Below are 25,008 nucleotides of genomic sequence, written 5' to 3'. Positions count from 1 at the left end.
GAGCCGGACACCCGCGGCATATGCCGCAAGTCATGCTGCGACGTTCAGCGCGCCGGTACGCCCAGCTCCTGCAGCAGCCATGGCGCCGGATAGACCTTGTCCATCAGCCAGCGCATGTAGCGCAGGTCGACGTGGATCGCGCGCTTGTAGCGCGGGTCGAACATCCAGCTGGCGCTGACCGCTTCCCAGTTGCTGTCGAAGTTGAGGCCGACCAGCTCGCCCTTCGCGTTCAGCACCGGCGAGCCGGAGTTGCCGCCGGTGGTGTCGAGGTTGCTGAGGAAGTTCACCGGCATGCTGCCGGACTTCGGGTCCAGATAGCCGGCATAGTCACCCCTGGCGATCGCGTCCAGCAGCGGCTTCGGTGCATCGAACGGCGCCACGCCGGTGTTCTTCTCGACGATGCCGGCGGTACTGGTCAGCGGCGCGTAGCCCACCGCGTCGCGCGCCTTCAGCGCCGTGACCTTGCCGTAACTCACGCGCAGGGTGGCGTTCGCATCCGGATACACCGCGCGGCCCTGCTGCTCGCGATAGGCGATCAGCGCCTGCATGTAGGCCGGGCGCAGCCGCAGCAAGTCGCCTTCGCGCGCCTTGCGTTCGTCGTCGATGCGCAGCAGCGCGGGCTGCAGTTTCGCCGCCAGTTGCAGCAGGCTGTCGTCGGCCGTGGCCAGCGCCGCGGCGTCGGCGTCCATCCAGCGCAGGCGCTGCGCTTCGTCGCCCAGTGCCGTGGCGGCGTAGACCCGATCCAGCGTGGTCGCCAGCTCGGTCGGGGTGCGGCCGAACGCGGCATCGAATTCCGCCACGTGCTGCGCGGCGGGCAGTTGCTGATAGCGGGTCAGCAGCGCCGTCAGCAGGCGCTTCTCGACCGCCGGATCGTAGCGGCGCTGCACCTGGCGCAGGCCGCTGGCGATCAGCTCCTCGTCGCGCTGCTGGTAGCCGTTCTCGCGTTCGGCGTCGGGCTTGCCGCGCTCATGCGCCAGCCGTTGCAGGCGCAGCGCCGAGCGCAGCAGCTGGGTCTGCGACTGGAGCAGGCCGAGCAACAGATCGCGCTCGCGGCTGGCGTTGCCCGCGGCGATCGCCGCCATCGCCGCGTCGATCTGCGGGCGCAGTGCCTTCGCCGTGCCCTGCTTGTCCAGCCAGGCCAGCATCGCCGCCTCGTCTTGCTGTCGCACCGCCACCGCGTCGCTGCGCTTGAGGCCTTCCAGCTCGCCGCTGAAGCGCTTGATGTTGTTCTTCAGCGACTGCAGCTGCGAGGCGTAGCGGATTTTTGCCTGCGCATCCTTCTCGCCGGCGTCCTCGATCACCTCCTGCAACTGCTTCATCGCCGCCACCGATGCGGGCAGGCGCCACTGCACCTGGTCGGCGAACTCGGCGGCGCTGCGATGGCGGTAGGTGATGCCGGGATAACCGGCCAGCATCACGAAGTCGCCCTCGTTGACGCCTTCGCGGGCGATCTTGAGATGCTCGGGCGGCGTGTACGGCCGATTGTCCTTCGAGTAATCCGCCGGCTTGCCGTCGGGGCCGACGTAGGCGCGCAGCACGGTGAAGTCGCCGCTGTGGCGTGGCCACATGAAGTTGTCCACCTCGTCGCCGTAGTTGCCGATCGCGCGCGGCGGCGCGTAGACCAGCCGCACGTCGCGCAGCTCCAGCTGCTTCACCAGGTAGAAGTCGCGGCCGTAGAACAGGGTGGCGACGCTGCAGCGCATACCGTCCTCGCGCTCGCAGGCGGCGACCAGCGCCTTGCCCGCCGCGTCCACCGCGTCGTAGTAGGCGCGGCCGGTCTTGCCGCGGGCATCGGTCAGCACCCGGTCGGTGACCTGCTCGAAGCCGACCGTGACGCGCAGGCGGAAGTCGGGATTGGCCGGCAGCTCCTCGCTGCGGTCGGTCGCCACGTAGCCCTGCTCGATCAGGTTGCGCTGCGCGTTGCTGTTGTACTGGATCACCCCGAACGCCACGTGGTGGTTGGTCAGCACCAGGCCCTGCTCGCTGACGAAGGCGCCGGTGGCGCCACCGACCTTGACCACCGCGCTGAGCGGTGGCCGGGTCAGGTCGGCCAGCGCGGAAGGGTCACCTCGATAGCCGGCGGCTTTCAATGGCCGGCCGATCGACGGCAGCTGCGACGGCATCCACATGCCCTCGTCGGCCTGTGCCAGCGGACTGAACGACATCGCCACCGCAGTGGACCACAGCATCCTTTTCCATCGCATCGAACCGACCCTCGGCGCCATCGCATAAACTTGCGACCATAGTTTGCCCAAGTGCCGCCGGCAAGATCCCGGTCCGGCAGCGGTCGCCCACGGCCGCGCTCTATAATTGCTGTTTCCCCGCCCGCATCGCGGGCCCACCGATGGATTCCCCATGCCGCAGACGATGAAAGCCCTGGTCAAGCGCAAGCCCGAGCAGGGCATCTGGATGGAAGAAGTGCCGCTGCCCGAGGTCGGCCCGAACGAGGTGCTGATCAAGATCGAGAAGACCGCGATCTGCGGTACCGACCTGCACATCTACAAGTGGGACGAGTGGAGCCAGCGCACGATCAAGCCGGGCCTGACCATCGGCCACGAGTTCGTCGGCCGCATCGTGGAGGTCGGCCCGGGCGTCACCGGCTACAAGGTCGGCGACCGCGTCTCCGCCGAGGGCCACATCGTCTGCGGCCACTGCCGCAACTGCCGGGCGGGCCGCCAGCACCTGTGCCCGAACACGGTCGGCATCGGCGTGAACCGCAACGGCGCGTTCGCCGAGTACATGACCATGCCCGCCTCCAATCTGTGGCCGATCCCGGACCAGATCCCTTCCGAGCTGGCCGCGTTCTTCGACCCCTACGGCAATGCCGCGCACTGCGCGCTGGAGTTCGACCTGATCGGCGAGGACGTGCTGATCACCGGCGCCGGCCCGATCGGCATCATCGCCGCCGGCATCGCCAAGCACGTGGGTGCGCGCAACGTGGTGGTCACCGACGTCAACGACTACCGCCTGAAGCTGGCCGCCGACATGGGCGCCACCCGCGTGGTCAACGTGGCCAACCAGTCACTCAAGGACGTGATGAAGGACCTGCACATGGAAGGCTTCGACGTGGGCCTGGAAATGAGCGGCAACCCGCGCGCGTTCAACGACATGCTCGACTGCATGTACCACGGCGGCAAGATCGCCCTGCTCGGCATCCAGCCCAAGGGCGCCGGCATCGACTGGGACAAGGTGATCTTCAAGGGCCTCACTTTGCAGGGCATCTACGGCCGCAAGATGTACGAGACCTGGTACAAGATGACCCAGATGGTGCTCACCGGCTTCCCGCTGCAAAAAGTGCTCACCCACCAGATCCACATCGACGACTTCCAGAAGGGCTTCGACCTGATGGACGCGGGCAAGTGCGGCAAGGTGGTCTGCTCCTGGAGCTGAACGAGCGCGGACGATTGCAGCCGCCTGCCGTCGCCAGTTTCACGGCATCTGCGTAAACTTCCTGCGGCCGGTCGCTGCCGGCTGCAGGAAGTGCCCGGCGGGTGCCGCCGGTCCATGACGCCACCGGAAAGTCCGCATGAACGCCCTTCGCTCCATGGCAGGTGCCCGCCTGGCGGCGGCCAGCGACAAGGCCCGGCAGTTGTACCGCTCGCAGCATGCACGCAAGGCCGCGCTGATCGCCGCCATCGTGCTGGTGGTGTTCGGGTTGCTCGGCTTCTTCGCCGCCCCGCCGATCATCCGCGCCCAGATCGAGAAGCGCGCCAGCGCGGCCCTGTCACGGCCGGTGACGCTGGGCGGGGTGCACTTCAACCCCTACACCCTGCGCCTGCAGTTGGACCGCCTGCACATCGCCGACCGCGACGGCCGCTCGCCGTTCATAGACGTCGACCAGGCGGTGATCAACGCCTCGTGGACCTCGCTGCTGCGCCGGGCGCCGGTGCTGGACGAACTGCGCCTGCAGCACCCGCAGATCCGTATCGTGCGCACGGCGGACGGGCGCTTCAACTTCACCGATCTGCTGGAACGCTACGCCTCGAAACCCGCGGACCCGGAGGCGCCGCCGGCGCGCTTCTCGCTGTCCAACATCGCCGTGCACGCGGGCGACCTCCGGTTCGACGACCAGTTGGGCAAGGCCAGCCACCACGTCGAGCAACTGGAACTGGGCATCCCCTTCATCGCCAACCTGCCCAGCGACACCGACGTGTTCGTGCAGCCGCTGCTGGCCATGAAGGTGGACGGCAGCCCGCTGCACATCGACGGCCAGACCAGGCCGTTCGCCGATACCCGCGAAGCGGTCGTGCATTTCCAGTTCGAGCAGCTGGACCTGCCGCGCTACCTGGCCTACGCCCCTGCACCGCTGCCGCTGGCCATCAGCAAGGGGCGGCTCGGCGGCAAGCTGGACCTGCACTTCGTGCAGACCCAACCCACGCCGCAATTGCAGCTGACCGGCCATCTGCAGCTGGATGACTTCGCACTGGCCAGCAACCACGGCGATCCGATTTTCGAACTCGGCAATGGCAGTGCCGAGCTGGCCGACGTGCAACCGCTGCTCTCACGCTACCGGCTGGGCGCGCTGCGGCTGGACCAGGCCCGGCTGCACTACACCCGGGGCGCCGGCGGCCACAGCAACTTCGACAGCCTCGCCGTCGGCCCGGCACCGGCCGCCTCCGCCGCCAAGGCGACGCCGACCGACCTGCGCATCGCCTCGCTGGCGCTGACGAACAGCGCCATCCGCTACACCGACGCCACGCAGCACGAACTGGCCATCGACAATCTGCACGGCAGCCTGCAGGGCCTGAGCCTGCAACCGGCACCGGTCGGCCGGATCGACCTGGCTGCCCGGCTCGGCGGCGGCGTGCTGTCGGCCAAGGGCACACTGGATCTGGCCGCCGGCCGGCTGGCGGCCCATCTCGCCCTCAGCCAAGTGGACGTGGCCCCGCTGCAGGCGGCGGCGGCGCCGATGGCCGCACGAGTGACCCAGGGCAAGCTCGACGCCGATGGCCAGCTGCGGCTCGACTGGGGCAAGGCCGTCAACGTGCAGCTGACCGATGCGCGCACCACGGTGAGCAACTTCGTGCTCGAGGCAGCCTCGAAGGAGTACGGCGTCCCGCTGGCCTGGCACCAGCTGCAGGCGGAGATCCGCCTGGTCGACCTGGCCGACCGCCAGGCGCAGCTGGGCACGGTCACCGCCAGCAAGCTCGACCTGAAGGTACGGCGCCAGCGCAACGGCGCGATCAGCCTGCTGGAACTGCTGGCGGCACCGGGCAACCAGCGCAAGGCCGCAGCGGATCCCGGACCGCCCTGGCACTGGAACATCGCCCACCTCGGCCTGGACGATGCTGCGCTCGACTTCACTGACCTAGCCGCCGGCGCCAAACCCGTCGCCGTGCAGCTGAAATCGCTCAAGGGCGGCATCGACAATCTCGGCGACAAGCTGGGCGAGGCCCGCCCGTTCAAGCTGGAAGGCGCCATCGACCGCGGCACGTTCGCCGCCGCCGGCACGCTGCGCCCCTCGCCATTGGGCGCCGACCTGCAGCTGGACACCCGGCGGCTGGACATCGCCCGCTTCGAGCCGTACATCAGCGTGCCGCTGAATGTCAGCGTGGCCGACGCCAGGCTCACCAGCAACGGCAAGCTGCACTACGACGGCCGTGGCGACACGCCGACGCTGCGCTACCGCGGCAACGCCGCGCTGGAACGCGTGCGCGTGCAGGACAAGCTCAGCGGCGACGACTTCCTGCGCTGGCGCACGCTCAGCGCCTCCAGCCTCGACGCCGAGATCGGCCATGGCGCGCCGCGCGTGCACGTCGGCACGCTGACGCTCACCTCGTTCTACGCGCGCATGATCATCAACGCGGACGGCAAGCTGAACCTGTCCGACGTGGTCGCCTCGCCCGAGGCCGCGCCGGTGTCGGTGACCCGCGCCGCCGCCACGCCGACCGCGCCACCGCCGAAGCCCGCGACGCCCGCACCGGCGGCGGCCACCGGTACGTCGCTCACGGCAGCCGCGGCACCGGCGGCGTCCCCGGCCGACATCCATATCGGCGGCATCACCCTGGTCAACGGCCAGCTCAACTACACCGACAACTTCATCAAGCCCAACTACTCCGCCAACCTCACCAAGCTCACCGGCCGGATCGACGCGTTCGGCACCACCCCGGGCGATCCGCCGGCCGAGCTGTCGGTGCAGGCGGCGCTGGACGATGACTCGCCGGTGGACATCGACGGCAGCATCAACCCGCTGCAGCCGGTGGCGTTCCTGGACATCAAGGGCAAGGCCAACGAGGTGGAGCTCACCCACCTTGCCGCCTACTCCACCAAGTACACCGGCTACCCGATCACCGCCGGCAAGCTCAACATGGACGTCCACTACGTGCTGGATCAGCGCAAGCTCGATGCGGACAACCACATCTTCATCACCCAGCTCACCTTCGGTGCGCGCAACGAGAGCCCGGGCATCAAGCACCTGCCGGTGAAGCTGGCGGTGGCGCTGCTCAAGGACACCCAGGGCAACATCGACGTGAACCTGCCGGTGTCCGGCTCGTTGGACGATCCGCAGTTCAGCCTGGGCGGGCTGATCTGGCGCGCCATCGGCAACCTGATCGCCAAGGCCGCCACCGCGCCGTTCCGCCTGCTGGCCGGCGCCTTCGGCGGCAGCCATGAAGACCTCGGCTACGTCGAGTTCGCGCCGGGCTCGGCCGTGCTCGACGCGAAGGCGCAGGAGCGCCTGGGCAAGGTCGTGGCGCTGCTGCAGCAAAAGCCCTCGCTGAAGCTCGGCATCATCGGCCGGGTCGACCCGGGCAAGGATCAGGACGGCCTGCGCAAGGTCACAGTGGACAACCTGGTGCGCCGCGAGAAGGCGCTGGACACCGCGGGCAAGAACGCCGACACCTCGGATGCGGTGCTGGCCGCGGTCAACGTCACCCCGGACGAATACGAGAAGTACCTCCGGCGCGCCTATCGCCACGACGACATCCAGGACAAGCCGCGCAACTTCCTCGGCCTGAAGAAGTCGCTCGAACCGGACGAGATGCGCAGCCTGATGGAAACCAACGTGCCGGTGGATGCCAAGGCCATGCGCACGCTGGCCGAGCGCCGCGCCGCCGCGGTGCAGGCCTGGTTGGCGGGCAAGCTGGACGACACGCGCGTGTCGCTGCAGGAACCGAAGCTCGACGCCCAGGGCATCGACGACAAGGGCAAGACCACGCGCGTGGATTTCAGCCTGAAGCAGTAGCGCGCGCAGGCGCCGGCGCCGTGGCTTCCTTCCCAGCACGGCGCCAAACGGTCAAAATAGCGCTTTGCCCACCGGCCGGAATCCCCCATGAGCTACTCAGCCAAGGCGCGCTACGCCAGCGAACTCGACGCCATCCGCGACCAGGGCCTGTTCAAGGCCGAGCGCATCATCGTCTCGCCGCAATCCGCCGAGATCGAGCTGGAAGGCGGCCGCAAGGTGTTGAACTTCTGCGCCAACAACTACCTCGGCCTGGCCGACCATCCTGCGGTAATCCAGGCCGCCAAGGATGCGCTGGACAGCCACGGTTTCGGCATGGCCAGCGTGCGCTTCATCTGCGGCACGCAGGACCTGCACAAGCAGCTGGAAGCGAAGATCGCCGCGTTCTTCGGTACCGAGGACACCATCCTCTACGCCGCCTGCTTCGACGCCAACGGCGGCCTGTTCGAGCCGCTGCTGGGCGAGCAGGACGCGGTGATCTCCGACGCGTTGAATCATGCCTCGATCATCGACGGCATCCGTCTGTGCAAGGCCAAACGCTACCGCTACGCCAACAGCGACATGGCCGACCTGGAGCAGCAGCTGCAGGCGGCCGACGCGGCCGGCGCGCGCACCAAGCTGATCTCGACCGACGGCGCGTTCTCGATGGACGGCTTCATCGCCAAGCTCGACCAGATCACCGCGCTGGCGGCGAAATACGACGCCATGGTGCACATCGACGAATGCCACTGCACCGGCTTCCTCGGCGACAGCGGCCGCGGCTCGGCCGAGGTCAACGGCGTGATGGACAAGATCGACATCTTCACCGGCACGCTGGGCAAGGCGCTCGGCGGGGCGCTGGGCGGCTTCACCACCGGCCGCAAGGAAGTGATCGAGCTGCTGCGCCAGCGCTCGCGCCCCTACCTGTTCTCCAACTCGCTGCCGCCGCACGTGGTGGCTGCCGCGATCAAGGTGTTCGACATGCTTTCCAGCGCCGGCGAGCTGCGCGAGAAGCTCAAGGAAAACACGCGCTACTTCCGCGAACGGATGACTGCCGCCGGATTCGACATCAAGCCGGGCGTGCATCCGATCGTGCCGGTGATGATCTACGACGCGCCGAAGGCGCAGGCGATGGCCACTGCACTGCTGGAGGAAGGCATCTACGTCACCGGCTTCTTCTACCCGGTGGTGCCGCAGGGTCAGGCGCGCATCCGCACGCAGATGAGCGCGGCGCATACCCGCGAGCATCTCGACCGCGCGATCGCCGCCTTCACCACGGTGGCCCGGAAGCTGGGCGTGATCGGCGACTGACGATTGCATCATTTCGCAACGGCACGGCCCGCCGGCTTTTGACAGCAAGAGCGACGGGCGATGCCTGCGCTACAGGGACGGCACTCGGCCTTTGCGGGCGTCGAGTGCGCCCACTTCGTCGGCACCCAGCCGGCGCCACTGGCCCTTCACCAGTTCGCCCAGGACCAGCGGCCCGATCGCCACCCGGATCAGCCGCAGCACATCGAAGCCCAGCGCCGCCAGCAACCGGCGGATATGCCGGTTGCGACCTTCGTCGAGTACCACCTCCAGCCAGGCATTCTTCTCGCCCGCGCGCAGCAACGTGACCCGGCGCGCCTTCAGCAGGTCGCCACCCTCGTGGATACCCGTCAGCATCGCCGCCAGCACCGCGGCATCCGGCTGGCCGGCCACCTGCACGTGGTAGGTCTTGTCCAGGTGCGTGGCCGGATCGGTGATGCCGGCCGCCCAAGTGGTGTCATTGCTCAGCAGCAGCAGGCCTTCGCTGGCCTTGTCCAACCGCCCCACCGGCCCCAGCCACGGCAGGCCGGCGGCCGCCAGCGCGGTGTACACGGTGGCGCGGCCATGCTCGTCGGCCGCACTGACCACGAGTCCGCGCGGCTTGTTGAAGGCGACATAGACGTATTCGGCCGACTTCACCGGCTGGCCATCGACGGCAACCTGCTGCCGATCGATCAAGGTCGGCTGGTACGGATCGCGCACCACCCGCCCGTCCACGCTGACGCGACCGGCACGGATCCACTGTTCGGCCTGGCTGCGCGAGCAGGCACCCAGCTTGGACAACACGCGGGCCAACCCATGCCGTGGTGGCTGCGCGGACGCAGCAGAAGGCACAGCGCGAGAAGGAGGCGGACGGGGCATCGCGCTAGCGTATCGGTCACGACCACGGCACGACAAGGATGCGCACCATGCATCGATGGCTGACGAGTAAAAAAAATCCGGCCGAAGCCTAATGCCAGTCAGTTAAGACAGACTGGCATTTTTCGTGGGGTATTTGTGGGGTCGGCGTTTGACTTCACGGGGGCAAGATCGTTGTCGTCGTGCGGGCAACAGATAGATGTGGGCTTGCTGTCGGAGGCGGGCGAGTCGTTTGGGAAAGGCGCCGGGTGTTTCCAGCGGGGCGTATCGCAACTCGGCCACGATGGCGCGCGTGAACCCCTGGAAGCTGAGCCGGGTCGGTGGCACGCCCAGCTCACCAGCGGTTTGGTGCATTTCCCAGCGCAGCAGGTTGTAGGCGATCAGCAGCCCCCAGATTTCCTGCCGCACCAGCTCCGGTCGCTTGCTGCGCAAGACGGTGTCGTTGGCTTGCATGGCTTGCTTGATGTCCCGAAAACCCAGTTCGATCTCCCAGCGTTCGCGATAGCACACTGCCACCTGATCGGCGGGATATCGAACGGCATCGGCCAGCGAGGTCAGGTAGCGCCGACCGGAAGGACAGAGGATCAGACGCGCCTCCCAGAAGGTTGGCAGCTGCGGATGCTGGCGACGGGCTTGCGGCGAGACCGGCAGGCGCACCCACGCATCGCCTTCACCGAGCGGACGGATCACCTCATAACGCAACGAGGACTTGGCTCGCATCAGCCAGTGCCGCTGCTCTCCCGCATGCTGCCACGCCAGCAGGAAAGCCGCCGAATAGTAGGCGCGGTCGAAGATCGTCAGTGAGTCATCGGGCGCCGCGGTTACCAGATCGTGGGCGTAGCTGAGCTCGCCGGTCGTATAGGCACCGAAGGCGGCGGCCCGGATCAGGTGCGTATGAACATCCATCAGGCACACCGCACGCACCTGCGGCCAACTCCCTTCACCGTGCTGCGATCGTCCTGCGCCGAAGACATCACGATGCTCGGCGGTATCAGGCGTCGACCACACCACGCCATCGACCGCCAACAGGCGAAGCCCGTGGAAGAGCCCGGCCGTCGGAAGCGGTGCGGTGCACCACGCGCGGCTGAGCTGATCGAACAGATGGGCCAACGGCGCTTCACCCAGTCGCTGGCGCCCTTGAACCGTAGCGCTCGGCACAGGCACGACCTGTGCCTCGGTACCCAACGCCAGCCCCAACTGACGCACGATGTGCCAGATCGGTTCGTTGCGAAACAGCGCTAAGCCGATGACCAGCCAGATCAATCGCTCGGCCGGCAGACGTCGACGGCGCAGTGACGTCGTGCCAGTCGCTTGCAATGCTTGCTCGATCCAGGCGGCCGGAATGAGCTGGCTGAAACGATCAAACGCGGCGGGAGACAGATCGCCTACCGCATCAAAGTTGGCTTGCAGGGCTGAGATCAAAGCAAGAGGCTCATGGAAAACCATGAGCCTCTTGGGTCGTTCCGGCTTCGTCAATACCTTAACTGACTGGCATTAGGCCGAAGCCGGGTTTTTTCATTGCGTGTTGCCGCGATCCGATTACTGCTGAACCTGCAGCTCCGTGCGACGATTCTGCGCACGACCGGCATCGGTGGCGTTGTCACCGATCGGGTTGCTCTCGCCATGGCCGATCGGGCCTTCCAGACGGCTGGCAGCGATGCCGTGGCTGGTCAGGTAGTTGTAGACGATCGAGGCGCGACGCTCGGACAGGGCCTGGTTGTACTCGTCGGTGCCCTTCGAGTCGGTGTAGCCGGCAACCGTCACCTTCACCTGCGGGTAGCGCTGCAGGGTGTCGATGGCCTGGTTCAGCACGGCGATCGAATCGGCGCTCGGCTCGGCCAGCGACTTCGAGATGTCGGTCTCGCCCTTCTTCGGGCGGTCGTACTTGAAGTTCACGCCACGCAGGTCGATCACGACCTTCTGCGGGCAGCCATCCGGACCGACGATCGTGCCGGCAGCCGTGCCCGGGCACTTGTCTTCGCAATCATTGACGCCGTCGCCGTCGCTGTCCTTCGTGGAGCAGTCGGCCGGCGGCGGGGTTGCCGCAACCGGAGCCGGGGCGGCGGCAGCCGGAGCGCCGAAGCGCGACACGATGCTGAAGCCGAGGAACCAGTCGCCATAGCCGTCCTGCGCCGGCTGGGTCTTGTTGTCCCAGTCGTAGCGGTAGCCGGCTTCGATGCGCACGTCGGAGCTGTCGGTGATCGTCTTGGACACACCGCCGCCCAGTTCGGCCGCCGGGGACCAGCCGCTGTCACCGCGCGAATGATGGTTGCTGCCCATCACGCCGGCCAGCAGGTACGGACGCCAGGCGTTCCAGTCGCCCGCATAGAAACGCACGGCGGCGCCAACGGCATTATTGGACCAATTGCCGCCGCCGACCTGGGAATCGCGATCGCGCTTGGTGCGGTCCGCGAAAAGATCAATCGACGCATTCGGCGAAATGAACCGACCCACGCCCAAGCCATAATAGAACTGGCGGCTATTGGTATTGCGGTCGGTATCGTTGTAATAACCGCCCACGGTCGGTGCGATATACCAGCGCCCGTCATAGGAGGACGAGGTAGCCGATTCGGTAGCGGCGGGAGCAGCCGTGTCCTGCGCATGAACGGCACCTACGCCGCCCAGGGCCAGCGCAATCAGAAAATACAAGCCCTTACGTTTCATCAGGTGTCTCCTCATTTATTAGGTTTCGCGTCCGTTCAACCCTAACCGGAAGTCGCGCGTCAGAACTGAACTACGTCACTCAGAGCTTTCGATAGCCCCTGCTTGGCGTTTATGCGGCAAGCGGCGGGGATTGTAGCAAAATCGTTAAGCAGGAAATGCTTCAACCGCTAATGAACCCTTTGCCGGTGAAGCTCCGTTCAGGAAAGCTCATTGGCTTGCGCACGCCCGAATCCTTCGGAAAAACCCGTGCCGGCCGGGTGTATGCAGTCGTCGCGTTCGTACATCGCCGGAATGGCAGACGGGTGGCAGGGACACAGCCTCCAAATCGACTCCGTCCCCGCCTTAATCTTCCACTCACGTCGTCTTTACAATGTGAAGAGTCCCAGGAAATGATGCAGCGGCATTGCATCCAGTCGTGCCGGATTCTCCGCGGCCGCCATGATTGCCTGGACCTGATGCGCCGGCAAATGGCCACGCATGGCCGCCTCGAACTTGCGCAGCAATACCGGAATGCCCTCGGCGCGGCGCGTGCGATGGCCGATCGGATAATCGATCGAGACCTTTTCCGTGCTGCTGCCATCCTTGAAGAACACCTGCACCGAATTGCCGATATAGCGCCTGGCGGGATCGAAGTAGTCGCGCGTGAACTGCGGGTTCTCGACCACCGTCATCCGGTCGCGCAGTGCGTCGATGCGGGGATCGGCAGCTACCTCGTCGTTGTAGTCGCTGGCCACCAGCCGACCGAAGATCAGCGGCACCGCCACCATGTACTGGATGCAGTGGTCGCGGTCGGCGTAGTTCGCCAGCGGTCCGGTCTTGTCGATGATCCGGCAACCGGCTTCCTGCGTCTCGATGACGATCTTCGCGACCTGGTCGAGTCGGCCGGCGACTTCGTCGTGCAGCTTCATCGCGCATTCCACCGCAGTCTGCGCGTGGAATTCGGCCGGGTAGCTGATCTTGAACAGCACGTTCTCCATCACGTAGCTGCCGAACGGGCGCTCGAATTCGAACGGCTTGCCCTTGAACGCCACGTCGTAGAAGCCCCAGGTCTTCGCCGACAGCGCCGACGGATAGCCGACCACGCCGCGATATACCGCGTTGATCGCATGGGTCACCGCGCGGCGGCAGGCGTCGCCGGCGGCCCAGCTCTTGCGCGGGCCGGTGTTCGGTGCATGGCGATAGGTGCGCAACGCACCGTTGTCGATCCAGCTGTGCGACACCGCGGTGGTGATCTGCTCCTTGTCGCCGCCGAGCATGGCGGTGGCCACCGCAGTGGAGGCCAGCCGCACCAGGATCACGTGGTCCTGGCCGACCCGGTTGAAGCTGTTCAGCAGCGCGTAGCAGCCCTGGATCTCGTGCGCCTTGATGGCGTAACCCAGTACGTCGCGTACGGTCAGCGGCCGGCTGCCTTCGCGCTCCGCCTTGCGGCTGAGGTAGTCGCCCACCGCCAGGATGCTGCCGAGGTTGTCAGACGGATGGCCCCACTCGGCCGCCAGCCAGGTGTCGTTGAAATCGAGCCAGCGGATCTGCGTGCCGATCGCGAACGCGGCCTGCACCGGATCCAGCTCGTGGCTGGTGCCCGGCACGCGTGCACCGCCCGGCAGCGTGGCGCCCGGCACCAGCGGGCCGAGGTGCTTCACGCATTCGGGAAACTTCATCGCCAGCATCGCGGTGCCCAGCGAGTCCAGCAGCATGTAGCGCGCGGTGTCGTAGGCCTCCTTGGAGTCGATCTGGTAGTTGACCACGTAATCGGCGATGTCGACCAGCGGCTGGTCGGGATCGGGACGGACGGCGGAACGGATGTCGTGCGCACTCATGATGAAATCTCGCGGCGGGAAAACTGCCATTTTAGCCGACTACGGGAGCGAGGATCTCCCGTGCGTCGCTTGACCGCGACCATGCCGCGCCCCGACAATTCCCGCTCGCCCAAAAGGGAGTAGTTCCCGCGGCAGGCTTGTCCGCCGCGGTGCAGTGATCGTCAACACGAGCGAAGCATCGCTCCGGTCACCCGGCAGTTGTCCTGCGAACGAGACTTTTGCGGTGGCCACGGGCCGCGCGCGCCCGTGGCCACTGCATCGTCCGACGCGCACGGAAACATCCATGAACTTCACTGCTCCCGACTTCTTCTCCGGCCTGCTGGCCATCGTCCTGCTCGACCTCGTGCTGGCCGGCGACAACGCCATCGTCATCGCCATGGCCGCCAGTCGCCTGCCCCGGGAACTGCAGAAGAAGGCAGTGTTCTGGGGCACGTTCGGTGCCGTCGCAGTCCGTTTCGCGCTGACCGCCGTGGTGGTCTACCTGCTGAAGCTGCCGGGACTGATGCTGGCCGGCGGCGTGCTGCTGCTGCCGATCGCCTGGAAGCTGCTGAACCACGGCGACGAGCACGGCCCGGACATCAAGGCCGGCAACACGTTCTGGAGTGCGTTGCGCACGATCATCGCCGCCGACGCGCTGATGGGCCTGGACAATGTGCTGGCGATCGCCGGCGCCTCGAAGGGGCACCTGCTGCTGGTCATCCTCGGCTTGCTGATCAGCGTGCCGCTGGTGGTCTGGGGCTCGACCCTGATCCTGAAGCTGATCGACCGCTTCCCCATCATCATGTACATCGGCGCCGCGGCGATCGCGATCACGGCCGGGCGCATGATCGCCCACGACCATCTGCTCAGCGGCTGGTTCGATGCGCACGCCTGGGCGAAGTACGCGCTGGACGCGCTGGCGGTGATCGGCATCTGCGGCGGCGGCTGGCTGGTGCAACGCCGCCGCCGACGCCTGCTGAAGCTGTCCGCCGGCTGAGGCGCGCCGGATGCCTCGACACCGGGCCGCGCCCGACGGACATCACGCAGCCGATCTCAATACATCATCGGCACCCTGACCGTCACGGTGGCGTCGGGCGTATCGCGGGTCACGCCGACACCGAGCGTGAAGTTCATGCTGCGCCTGTCGCTGAAGCGATAGGAGCCACCGATCAGCAAGGTGCCCAGCACGCTCCTGGCCGAACCGGGCACGGTCTTGCCGTTCTGTTTGGTGATGCCGAGGAAGCTCTGGTCGTAGCCGATGCTGATCGACGCCTTGTCGTTCAGGGCCAGCCCCATGCCGACGCTGACATCGACAATATCGCCCACCTGCACCGTGCCCAGCGGCTCCTTGCCGCCGAGCAGCACGGTGCGGCTGACATGGTGGCGCGGGAAGTCGTGCAGGTAACTGAGGTTGCCGAAGAACACCACCGGGTCGGACGGGAACAGCCAGGTCACTCCCGGCTGCAGCGCGTAGAAGCCAGAGCCGGTCGGCAACTGCAGCGGCAGCCCCCTGTTTCTTGCCTGCTTTGCAGCAAACACCTCGACGCAAATCCCGGGCCACTCGGAAAGCCCCGTCTGCGTCGGCGCGAACCGTAGAAAAATCAGCCCACTGGGCGACAAGTCGACCAACGGACGATAGTCCGGTTCATTCTCATGAACCCGGGAGCTGACTCACCGCTGCAACATGGTTCCCTGTCGCCATGCCCGCCAACCGCGCGGCGGCTTCGCCCGGCGACATCGGACGACCCGGCAACACGATGCTTACACCCTGTAACCGGAGTGATACGGCACGAGAACCCTGCGCTCCGCGTGGCCGAAAGTGGCCATGCGCCGAGTCAGTTTCGGTTCAAGAATTTTTTCGTCCCCGATACGGAAAGGGAGCCTTGCGGCTCCCGTTCGCGTATCAGGAAAGTCCCTGCTCAGCGCTTGTCGATCGGCACGTAGGCCTGGTCTTCCGGGCCGGTGTAGTTCGCGCTGGGGCGGATGATCTTGCCGTCCTGGCGCTGTTCGATCACGTGCGCGCTCCAGCCGGAGGTGCGCGCGATCACGAACAGCGGCGTGAACATCGCGGTGGGCACGCCCATCATGTGGTACGCGCTGGCCGAGAACCAGTCGAGGTTCGGGAACATCTTCTTGAGCTCGCCCATCACCTTCTCGATCCGCTCGGAGACGTCGAACAGGGTCGGGTTGCCGCCGTCGGTGCACAGCTTGCGCGAGACTTCCTTGATGATCTCGTTGCGCGGGTCGGACACGGTGTATACCGGGTGGCCGAAGCCGATGATGATTTCCTTCTTCTCGACACGGGCGCGGATGTCGGCTTCGGCGTCGTTCGCGTTGCGGTAGCGCGCGATGATCTCCATCGCCACCTCGTTCGCGCCGCCGTGCTTCGGCCCGCGCAGCGCGCCGATCGCGCCGGTGATCGCCGAGTAGATGTCCGAACCGGTGCCGGCAATGACGCGGGCGGCGAAGGTCGAGGCGTTGAACTCGTGCTCGGCGTACAGCACCAGCGACTTGTCCAGTGACTGCGCGTGCAGGTCGCTCGGCTTGCGCCCATGCAGCAGGTGCAGGAAGTGCGCCGCGATCGAGTCGTCGTCGGTCTCGGTCTCGATGCGCTTGCCGTTGTGGCTGAAGTGGTACCAGTACAGCAGCATCGAGCCGAAGCTGGCCATCAGGCGATCGGCGATGTCGCGTGCGCCGGTGACGTTGTGGTCGTCCTTCTCCGGCAGCACGGTGCCGAGCACCGAGCAGCCGGTGCGCAACACGTCCATCGGGTGGGTGGCGGCCGGCAGCAGCTCCATCGCGGCCTTCACCGGCGCCGGCAGGCCGCGCAGGCGCTTCAACTTGGCCTTGTAGTTCTGCAGCTCGGTCCAGTTCGGCAGCACGCCGTGCACCAGCAGGTAGGCCACTTCCTCGAAGCAGCCCCTGGCCGCGAGGTCGTGGATGTCGTAGCCGCGGTAATGCAGGTCGTTGCCGCTGCGGCCGACCGTACACAGCGCGGTGTTACCCGCGGCCACGCCGGACAGGGCGACGGATTTCTTGGCCTTGGGCAGGACTTGTTCGCTCATCGGAAATCTCCAGGGTGCAGGTTTGTTCTTTCGATTTCGGTAGGAGCCCGCTTGCGGGCGATGCTCTTGCTTTGATGCACCCCCAAGGCAGAGCATCGCCCGCAAGCGGGCTCCTACCGTGACGACATTCAGCCCTTCTGCGAGAACAGCGAGTCGAGCTTGTCCTCGTAGGCGTGGTAGCCGAGGAAGTCGTACAGCTGCTCGCGCGTCTGCAGGGTGTCGATGATGTTCTTCTGGGTGCCTTCGCGGCGCACGGTCTCGTAGAAGTTCAGCGCGGCCTTGTTCATCGCGCGGTAGGCGCCGCAGCAGTACAGCGCGATGTCCACGCCGGCTTCGCGCAATTCGTCGGTGGTGAAGAACGGAGTGGAGCCGAACTCGGTGAGGTTGGCCAGGATCGGCACCTTCACCGCGGCCTTGAACTTGCGGTAGTCGTCCAGCGTCCTCATCGCCTCGGGGAAGATCATGTCGGCGCCGGCCTCGACGTAGGCCACCGCGCGCTCGATCGCCGCGTCGATGCCCTCCTTTGCCGCCGCGTCGGTGCGCGCCATGATCACGAAGCCCGGCTCGGTGCGCGCATCCACCGCCGCCTTCACGCGATCGACCATCTCCTCCTTCGGCACCACTTCCTTGCCCGGACGATGGCCGCAACGCTTCTGGCCGACCTGGTCCTCGATGTGCACCGCGGCCACGCCGACGTTGATGAAGGAACGGATCGCGCGCGCGATGTTGAAGGCGCCGCCCCAGCCGGTGTCGATGTCGACCAGCAGCGGCAGCTGCGTGGCATCGACGATGCGCCGCGCGTCGGTGAGCACGTCTTCCATCGTGCTGATGCCCAGGTCGGGCATGCCCAGCGAATTGGCGGCCACGCCGCCGCCGGACAGGTACAACGCCTTGTAGCCGACCCGCTTGGCCATCAGGCCGGCGTAGGCGGTGATCGCGCCCATCACCTGCAGGGGCTGTTCGGCGGCGACGGCGGCGCGAAAACGTGCGCCGGGAGATGCTGGCTGTGTCATGTGGCCTCCATCAAAGCGGTCATTTTAGCCCATGCCAGTCCGTGGCCGGGATTGGACCTTCCGCCATGCGCGACGAGCCGCCACGGCACCGGTCCGGCTGAGCCCATGCCGCGACGCAAGTTCCTGCGTGACGAATCCGCCGCCACCCCGTACATTCAGCCGGATGAGCACATCGACTCCTCTCGCAAAACGCATCCTTTGGGGCCTGGTGATCGGCGTGCTGGCCGCCGTGGTCACGCTGGGCATCGGCCAACTGCACCCGCCCACGCTGGCACTGATGCAGAAGGTGTCCGGCGCGGTGTTCGACCCGTTCGGGCAGATCTTCCTGCGCATGCTGTTCTTCGTGGTGATCCCGCTGGTGTTCACCTCGCTGGCCTCCGGCGTGGCCCAGCTCGGCCGGCTGGACCGGCTCGGCCCGCTGGCTGGCCGGACCTTCCTGCTGTTCTTCCTCAATATGGGCATCGCCGTGGCGATCGGCTTGGCGATGATGAACACGGTGCAGCCGGGCCACCACCTGGACGAGCAGGCGCGCATCCAGCTGATGCAGGAATATGGCGGCAGCGCGCAGCAGTCGATCGACAGGAAGGCGGCCCAGCCCGGCATGAGTTTCGGCACGCTGGTGGAGATGTTCATGCCGCGCAACCTGCTCGGCGCGGTGGCCGGCCCCAGCCGCGACGCGCTGGGCGACGTGCTGCCGCTGATCGTGTTCGCGATCTTGGTCGGCGCGGCCGCCACCCAGTTGCGCGAGAAGGAGCGCAAGCGCGTGCAGGTCGCGCTGGATACCATCACCGACCTGATGACGAAGATCGTCGGCTTCGCGCTGGAACTGGCGCCGTACGCGGTGCCGGCGATGATCTACAGCGTGATCGTCAAGGTTGGCGTGGACGTGCTGCTGGCGCTTTCGGTGTTCGTGGTCGGTTGCGCCGTGGCGCTGGCGCTGCACCTGTTCGGCACCATGTCGCTGTGGCTGCGCTTCCTGGCCGGGCGCTCGCCACCGGAGTATTTCCGGCAGATCCGGCCGCTGCTGATCACCGCGTTCTCGACCAGCTCCAGCAACGCCTGCCTGCCCGCCTCGCTGGCGGTGGCGCACGACGAGCTGAAGCTGGCGCCTAGCACGGCCGGCTTCGTGCTGCCACTGGGCGCCACCATGAACATGAGCGGCACCGCGTTGTTCGAGGGCTGCGTGGTGCTGTTCGTGGCCCAGGCGTTCGGCGTGGAACTCACCCTGAGCCACCAGGCCATCCTGATGCTGCTGTCGGTGCTCAGCGCGGTGGCCGTGGCCGGCATCCCGGGCGGTTCGCTGCCGATGATCGCCGGCCTGCTGGCCACGTTCGGCATTCCGCCGGAGGGCATCGGCATCATCATCGGCGTCGATCGCATCCTCGACATGATGCGCACCACGGTGAACGTGGGCAGCGACATCGTCACCGCCACGGTGGTCGACCACCAACTGCGCGAGCGGCTCGCGGCCGCGCCGTAACTCCTCGCACGTGGCGCGGCCGGGCGGCGGGGCCTTGAAGCTGCCCCGCCCGGCCTCACCATCATGGATGGCCGAACGATAGCTACGGCCAATCGCAACCATGTCGACAATCAATTAGATTTATGAAATCGCAGGCCGTAGCATTCCTCCATCCTCCAACCACCACGGGAAGCAAGCAACGATGTCCCTGATCAACACCGAAGTGAAACCGTTCAAGGCCCAGGCCCTCAAGGCCGGCCAGTTCATTGAAGTCACCGACGCCAACCTGAAGGGCAAGTGGTCGGTCGTGTTCTTCTACCCGGCCGACTTCACCTTCGTCTGCCCGACCGAACTGGAAGACCTGGCCGACAACTACGCCGAGTTCCAGCAGTTGGGCGTGGAGATCTACTCGGTGTCCACCGACACCCACTTCGCGCACAAGGCCTGGCACGACACCTCCGACGCGGTGAAGAAGATCCAGTACACCATGGTCGGCGACCCCACCGGCACGATCAGTCGCAACTTCGAAGTGATGATCGAGGAAGCCGGCCTGGCCGATCGCGGCACTTTCGTGATCGACCCGTCGGGCAAGATCCAGATCGTCGAGATCACCGCCGGCGGCATCGGCCGCGACGCCAAGGAACTGCTGCGCAAGGTCAAGGCCGCGCAGTACGTCGCCAGCCACCCGGGCGAAGTGTGCCCGGCCAAGTGGAAGGAAGGCGAGAAGACCCTGGCGCCGTCGCTGGACCTGGTCGGCAAGATCTAAGCATCACCGCGCCATGCGCCGCGGGCCCGGAGTTCTTCCGGGCCCGCACTACCGGAACACAAGCATGAAGCGACGCCCGGGTCCGCCCGGGTGCTCGCCACGCACACCCCGAAGAAACCCACGGAGCCCGCCATGTTGGATGCCAACCTCAAGACCCAGTTGAAGGCCTATCTGGAAAAGGTCACGCAGCCGATCGAGATCGTTGCGTCCCTGGACGACAGCGCCAAGTCCGCCGAACTGAACGAATTGCTCGAGGGAATCGCCGCGCTGTCCGACCGGATCAGCCTGGTCCGCCGCGACGACGACCAGCGCAAGCCCTCGTTCGCGATCAACCGCGTCGGCACCGACATCGGCGTGCGCTTCGCCGGCATTCCGCTGGGCCACGAATTCACCTCGCTCGTGCTGGCCCTGCTGCAGGTCGGCGGCCATCCGTCCAAGGTCGCGGCCGACGTGATCGAGCAGGTGAAGAATCTCGACGGCCCGGCCCCTGATGGCGTATTCCGCTTCGAGACCTATTTCTCGCTGTCCTGCCAGAACTGCCCGGACGTGGTGCAGGCGCTGAACCTGATGAGCGTGCTGAATCCAAAGATCCGGCACGTCGCCATCGACGGCGCGCTGTACCAGGACGAGGTCGAAGCGCGCCAGATCATGTCGGTGCCAACCGTTTATCTCAACGGCGAGGTGTTCGGCCAGGGCCGCATGAGCCTGGAACAGATCGTGGCGAAACTCGACACCGGCGCCAGTGCCCGCGAGGCCGGGAAGATCGCGGCCAAGGACGCGTTCGACGTGCTCGTCGTCGGCGGCGGCCCGGCCGGCGCCGCGGCGGCGATCTACGCCGCACGCAAGGGCATCCGCACCGGCGTGGCGGCCGAGCGCTTCGGTGGCCAGGTGCTGGACACCATGGCGATCGAGAACTTCGTCTCGGTCGACTACACCGAAGGCCCGAAGCTGGGCACAGCGCTGGAGCAGCACGTCAAGAACTACGACGTGGACATCATGAACCTGCAGCGCGCCGAGAAGCTGGTGCCCCCGGGCGAACCCGGCGGCCTGATCGAGGTGCAACTGGCCAACGGCGCCGCGCTGAAGTCGAAGACGGTGATCCTCTCCACCGGCGCGCGCTGGCGGCAGATGGACGTACCCGGCGAAGAGGAATACCTCAACAAGGGCGTGGCCTACTGCCCGCACTGCGACGGCCCGCTGTTCAAGGGCAAGCGCGTGGCGGTGATCGGCGGCGGCAACTCCGGCGTGGAGGCGGCGATCGACCTGGCCGGCATCGTGGCCCACGTCACCCTGCTCGAGTTCGACGGCAAGCTGCGTGCGGACGAGGTGCTGCAGCGCAAGCTGCGCAGCCTGCCCAACGTCGACGTGATCGTCAGTGCGCAGAGCACCGAAGTGCTGGGCGACGGGCAGAAGGTCACCGGCCTGGTCTACAAGGACCGCACCGACGGCGTGATGCACAGCCTCGCGCTGGAAGGCATCTTCGTGCAGATCGGCCTGCTGCCGAACACCGAGTGGCTGAAAGGCACGCTGGAACTCAGCCCGCGCGGCGAGATCGTGATCGACGCGCGCGGCCAGACCTCGCTGCCCGGCGTGTTCGCCGCCGGCGACGCCACCACGGTGCCGTACAAGCAGATCGTGATCGCGATGGGTGCCGGTTCCACCGCTGCGCTGAGTGCGTTCGACCACCTGATCCGCAGCCCGCTGGCCACCACGGAAAACAGGAAGGAAGCGGTCGCCGCCTGATCAGGCAATATCCGCAGGAGCACACCCCGTGCGCGATCGCCCTTTGTCACGTGACGAAAAGCATCGCGCACGGGGTACGCTCGTGCACGAAGCCATCAGCCCTGATCGGGGCCACGCTCCAGCGCACGACGGATATCGTCGAGCGCACCCGGATCGTCCAGCGTGGACAAATCACCCGGGTCGCGCTGCTCCGCCAGTGCCTGCAGCGAGCGGCGCAACAGCTTGCCGGAACGGGTCTTCGGCAGCGCGTTCACCACGTAGACGCGTGACGGTTTCGCCACGCCGCCGAGCTGGTCGACCACGCGCTGCTGCATCGCCTGCGCCACCGCATGGGCACCGTCGCCGGCGTCCTGCTTGAGCGTGGCGAACACGATCGGCACCTGCCCCTTCAGCTCGTCCTTCACGCCGATCACCGCCGCCTCGGCCACTGCCGGGTGGCTGGCCACCGACTCCTCGATCTCGCGCGTGCCCAGGCGGTGCCCGGCCACGTTGATCACGTCGTCGGTGCGGCCGAGCACGAAGGTGTAGCCGTCCTCGTCGCGAACGGCCCAGTCCAGCGAGCTGTACAACAGCTCGCGGAAGTGGCTGAAGTAGCTGTGCACGTAGCGGGCGTCGTCGCGCCACACGGTGGTCAGGCAACCGGGCGGCAGCGGCAGCTGGAACACCAGCACACCCTTGCTGCCGGCCGGCACTTCCTTGCCGGTATTCTCGTCGATCACCTTCATCCGGTAGCCCGGCGCCGGCAGGCCGGGCGAGCCGAACTTCACCGTCTTCAGCTCCAGCCCCGGCATCAAGGTGATCGCCGGCCAGCCGGTTTCGGTCTGCCAGTAGTTGTCGATCACCGGCACGCCGAGCGCGGTGGTGATCCACTGCGCGGTCGGCTCGTCCAGCGGTTCGCCGGCGAGGAACAGCCACTTCAGCTTCGACAGGTCGTACTTCTTCAGCCAGCTCTCGTCCTGCTTCTTCAGCACGCGGATCGCGGTGGGCGAGGAGAACATGGTGCGCACGTTGTAGCGCTCGCACAGCTGCCACCAGATGCCTGCATCCGGTCGCGTGGGCAGGCCCTCGTACAGCAGCGAGGTGGCGCCGCCGATCAGCGGACCGTAGACGTTGTAGGAATGCCCCACCGCCCAGCCCACGTCCGAGGTGGCGAACATCACCTGTCCCGGCGCGATGTCGAACACGGTGCGGATCGACAGTGCCATCGCCACCGCGTACCCACCCACGTCGCGCTGCACGCCCTTCGGCTTGCCGGTGGTGCCGGAGGTGTACAGCAGGTAGCTCGGCTCGTTCGATTCCAGCCACACCACCGGCACCTCGGCATCCTCGTGCTGCGCGCGCAGCTCGGCGTAGTCGAGGTCGCGCCCGGCCACCCGGGTCATCTGCGGGTCCAGCTTGCGATCGACGATCAGCACATGCGGCGGCGGTGCCGAGGCCTCGTCAAGCGCCGCGTCGACCAGCGGCTTGTACGGAATCACCTTGTCCGCGCGCATGCCGGCGTCGGCGCAGACCAGCAGCTTCGGCTGCGCATCGTCGATGCGCAGCGCCAGGTTGTGCGCGGCGAAACCGCCGAACACCACCGAGTGGATCGCGCCGATGCGCGCGCAGGCCAGCATCGCGAACACCGCCTCGGCGATGTTCGGCAGGTAGATCACCACGCGGTCGCCCTTGCCCACGCCCAGCGATTGCAGCACCGCGGCAAACGTGTTCACCTCGCGATGCAGCTGGCGGTAGGTGAACTCGCGGGTGATCCCGGTTTCGCTGGAAATCGCCACCAGCGCCAGCTGTTCCGGCCGCTCGGCCAGGTGCCGGTCGATCGCGTTGTAGCAGAGGTTGGTGGTGCCGCCGACGAACCAGCGCCGGAACGGCGGGTTCGACTGGTCAAGGATCTGCCGCGGCGGCACATGCCAGTGGATCAGCCGCGCCTGCTCGGCCCAGAACTGCTCCGGCTCGTCGATCGACTGCCGGTAGAAATCCTCGTAGCGTATGGGCGGACTCCAGGTCTTGGTTGCCGCAAGCCTAGACCAGCCCAGCGACGGCATCATCGCGACGATGGTCGTAGTCACCGAGGACCCCAGGCAGAAACAAGGAGGGCGGCCCATGGCCGCCCTCCTTCGTCGGCAATGAACTTGCGCGCTTACTTCTTCGCGAACAGGTGCTCCACGCCGGCGCGCTCCTCGCGCAGTTCCTTGTCGGTGGCGTCCATGCGGGCGCGCGAGAACGCGTTGATCTCCAGGCCCTGCACGATGGCGTACTGGCCGTTCTTCACGGTCACCGGGTAGCCGTAGATCACGCCCGGGGCGATGCCGTAGGAACCGTCCGACGGGATGCCCATCGAGACCCAGTCGCCCTCTGCCGTGCCCAGTGCCCAGGTGCGCATGTGGTCGATCGCGGCCGAAGCGGCCGAGGCGGCGGAGGAAGCGCCGCGCGCCTTGATGATCGCCGCGCCGCGCTGCTGCACGGTGGGGATGAAATCACTCTCGTACCAGGCCTGGTCGACCAGCGACAGCGCGCTCTTGCCGTCGACGGAGGCGTGGTGCAGGTCCGGGTATTGGGTGGAGCTGTGGTTGCCCCAGATCGTCATCTTCTTCACGTCGGTGTTGTGCTTGCCGGTCTTCTCGGCGAGCTGGCTCTTGGCGCGGTTGTGGTCGAGGCGGACCATCGCGGTGAAGCACTTCGGATCCAGGTCGGGTGCGTTCTGCTGGGCGATCAGAGCGTTGGTGTTGGCCGGGTTGCCCACCACCAGCACCCGCACGCCGCGCTTGGCGTGCGCGTTCAGCGCCTTGCCCTGCGGGCCGAAGATCGCGCCGTTCGCCTCCAGCAGGTCCTTGCGCTCCATGCCGGGGCCGCGCGGACGGGCGCCGACCAGCAGTGCGTAGTCGACGTCCTTGAACGCGACATTGGCGTCGTCGGTGGCGACCACGCCGGCCAGGGTCGGGAACGCGCAGTCGTTCAGCTCCATCACCACGCCCTGCAGCGACGGCAGCGCCGGGGTGATTTCCAGCAGGTGCAGGATCACCGGCTGGTCGGGGCCGAGCATGTCGCCGGCGGCGATGCGGAACAGCAAGGCGTAGCCGATCTGGCCAGCGGCACCGGTGACGGCAACTCGAACGGGGGCTTTCATCTGTAATCTCCGGGAAGGGGGAATCGGGAAGAGGGAATCGGAAGAGCCACGTG

Annotated in this window: 17 protein-coding genes; 7 read left to right on the top strand and 10 right to left on the bottom strand. The window is 66.7% G+C overall.

The features are described 5' to 3' along the window. Positions 1–44: 44 nt before the first annotated feature. Positions 45–2,225, bottom strand: coding sequence for a S46 family peptidase (locus R2APBS1_RS07655; protein ID WP_041676695.1), 2,181 nt, complete (start codon positions 2,223–2,225; stop codon positions 45–47). Between the two features lie 130 nt (positions 2,226–2,355). Between R2APBS1_RS07655 and tdh the strand changes: the two genes are divergently transcribed. From tdh to kbl, 3 genes are all read left to right on the top strand, one after another. Next, a complete protein-coding gene (tdh, locus tag R2APBS1_RS07650; RefSeq protein WP_015447474.1) occupies positions 2,356–3,390 on the top strand; it encodes an L-threonine 3-dehydrogenase in 1,035 nt (344 codons plus the stop codon). A gap of 136 nt (positions 3,391–3,526) precedes the next feature. Next, the gene (locus tag R2APBS1_RS07645; protein ID WP_015447473.1) at positions 3,527–7,183 is read left to right on the top strand and encodes a DUF748 domain-containing protein; all 3,657 of its coding nucleotides are present in this window, start codon (positions 3,527–3,529) and stop codon (positions 7,181–7,183) included. A gap of 87 nt (positions 7,184–7,270) precedes the next feature. After that, complete coding sequence (kbl, locus tag R2APBS1_RS07640; RefSeq protein WP_015447472.1) at positions 7,271–8,470, top strand: glycine C-acetyltransferase; 1,200 nt, start codon at positions 7,271–7,273, stop codon at positions 8,468–8,470. A gap of 69 nt (positions 8,471–8,539) precedes the next feature. On the opposite strand, the gene R2APBS1_RS07635 is transcribed toward kbl, so the two are convergent. The 4 genes from R2APBS1_RS07635 to R2APBS1_RS07620 form a co-directional block, all read right to left on the bottom strand. After that, positions 8,540–9,328: a pseudouridine synthase gene (locus tag R2APBS1_RS07635; RefSeq protein ID WP_015447471.1), complete on the bottom strand. Its 789-nt coding sequence runs from the start codon at positions 9,326–9,328 to the stop codon at positions 8,540–8,542. Between the two features lie 102 nt (positions 9,329–9,430). Continuing rightward, a complete protein-coding gene (locus R2APBS1_RS07630) occupies positions 9,431–10,771 on the bottom strand; it encodes an IS4 family transposase (RefSeq protein WP_015447470.1) in 1,341 nt (446 codons plus the stop codon). Between the two features lie 93 nt (positions 10,772–10,864). Then, the gene (locus tag R2APBS1_RS07625) at positions 10,865–11,989 is read right to left on the bottom strand and encodes an OmpA family protein (RefSeq protein WP_007509871.1); all 1,125 of its coding nucleotides are present in this window, start codon (positions 11,987–11,989) and stop codon (positions 10,865–10,867) included. Between the two features lie 365 nt (positions 11,990–12,354). Then, entirely contained in the window at positions 12,355–13,806 is a 1,452-nt protein-coding gene (locus R2APBS1_RS07620; protein WP_007509873.1) for a bifunctional 2-methylcitrate dehydratase/aconitate hydratase, read from the bottom strand. Between the two features lie 283 nt (positions 13,807–14,089). On the opposite strand from R2APBS1_RS07620, the gene R2APBS1_RS07615 reads away from it, so the two are divergent. Next, positions 14,090–14,782 carry a TerC family protein gene (locus R2APBS1_RS07615; protein WP_007509875.1) on the top strand — a complete coding sequence of 231 codons (693 nt, stop codon included), beginning with the start codon at positions 14,090–14,092 and terminating at the stop codon, positions 14,780–14,782. A 56-nt stretch (positions 14,783–14,838) separates the two neighbouring features. Here the strand turns inward: R2APBS1_RS07615 and R2APBS1_RS07610 are convergent, their stop codons facing one another. From R2APBS1_RS07610 to prpB, 3 genes are all read right to left on the bottom strand, one after another. After that, complete coding sequence (locus R2APBS1_RS07610; protein WP_235644683.1) at positions 14,839–15,324, bottom strand: hypothetical protein; 486 nt, start codon at positions 15,322–15,324, stop codon at positions 14,839–14,841. 380 nt (positions 15,325–15,704) lie between these two features. Further along, positions 15,705–16,850, bottom strand: a complete 1,146-nt coding sequence (gene prpC, locus R2APBS1_RS07605; RefSeq protein ID WP_015447469.1) for a bifunctional 2-methylcitrate synthase/citrate synthase — start codon at positions 16,848–16,850, stop codon at positions 15,705–15,707. A gap of 128 nt (positions 16,851–16,978) precedes the next feature. Continuing rightward, positions 16,979–17,863 carry a methylisocitrate lyase gene (gene prpB / locus R2APBS1_RS07600; protein ID WP_007509881.1) on the bottom strand — a complete coding sequence of 295 codons (885 nt, stop codon included), beginning with the start codon at positions 17,861–17,863 and terminating at the stop codon, positions 16,979–16,981. Positions 17,864–18,026: 163 nt separating this feature from the next. Between prpB and R2APBS1_RS07595 the strand changes: the two genes are divergently transcribed. The 3 genes from R2APBS1_RS07595 (at position 18,027) to ahpF (ending at position 21,831) form a co-directional block, all read left to right on the top strand. Further along, on the top strand, positions 18,027–19,343 hold the full coding sequence (locus R2APBS1_RS07595) for a dicarboxylate/amino acid:cation symporter (protein WP_015447468.1): 1,317 nt from the start codon (positions 18,027–18,029) through the stop codon (positions 19,341–19,343). A 181-nt stretch (positions 19,344–19,524) separates the two neighbouring features. Further along, entirely contained in the window at positions 19,525–20,088 is a 564-nt protein-coding gene (gene ahpC / locus R2APBS1_RS07590) for an alkyl hydroperoxide reductase subunit C (protein ID WP_007509885.1), read from the top strand. 132 nt (positions 20,089–20,220) lie between these two features. Beyond that, positions 20,221–21,831: an alkyl hydroperoxide reductase subunit F gene (ahpF, locus tag R2APBS1_RS07585; RefSeq protein ID WP_015447467.1), complete on the top strand. Its 1,611-nt coding sequence runs from the start codon at positions 20,221–20,223 to the stop codon at positions 21,829–21,831. Positions 21,832–21,926: 95 nt separating this feature from the next. On the opposite strand, the gene prpE is transcribed toward ahpF, so the two are convergent. Further along, positions 21,927–23,819: a propionate--CoA ligase gene (gene prpE, locus R2APBS1_RS07580; RefSeq protein WP_041676878.1), complete on the bottom strand. Its 1,893-nt coding sequence runs from the start codon at positions 23,817–23,819 to the stop codon at positions 21,927–21,929. Between the two features lie 149 nt (positions 23,820–23,968). After that, positions 23,969–24,955, bottom strand: a complete 987-nt coding sequence (locus R2APBS1_RS07575; RefSeq protein WP_015447465.1) for a malate dehydrogenase — start codon at positions 24,953–24,955, stop codon at positions 23,969–23,971. Positions 24,956–25,008: the final 53 nt, after the last annotated feature.

Origin of the sequence: Rhodanobacter denitrificans (genome assembly GCF_000230695.2) — a bacterium.
GTDB classification, from domain to species: Bacteria; Pseudomonadota; Gammaproteobacteria; order Xanthomonadales; family Rhodanobacteraceae; genus Rhodanobacter; species Rhodanobacter denitrificans.
Note: the sequence above shows the minus strand (reverse complement) of the source record. Positions and strands in the feature narration are given on the sequence as shown.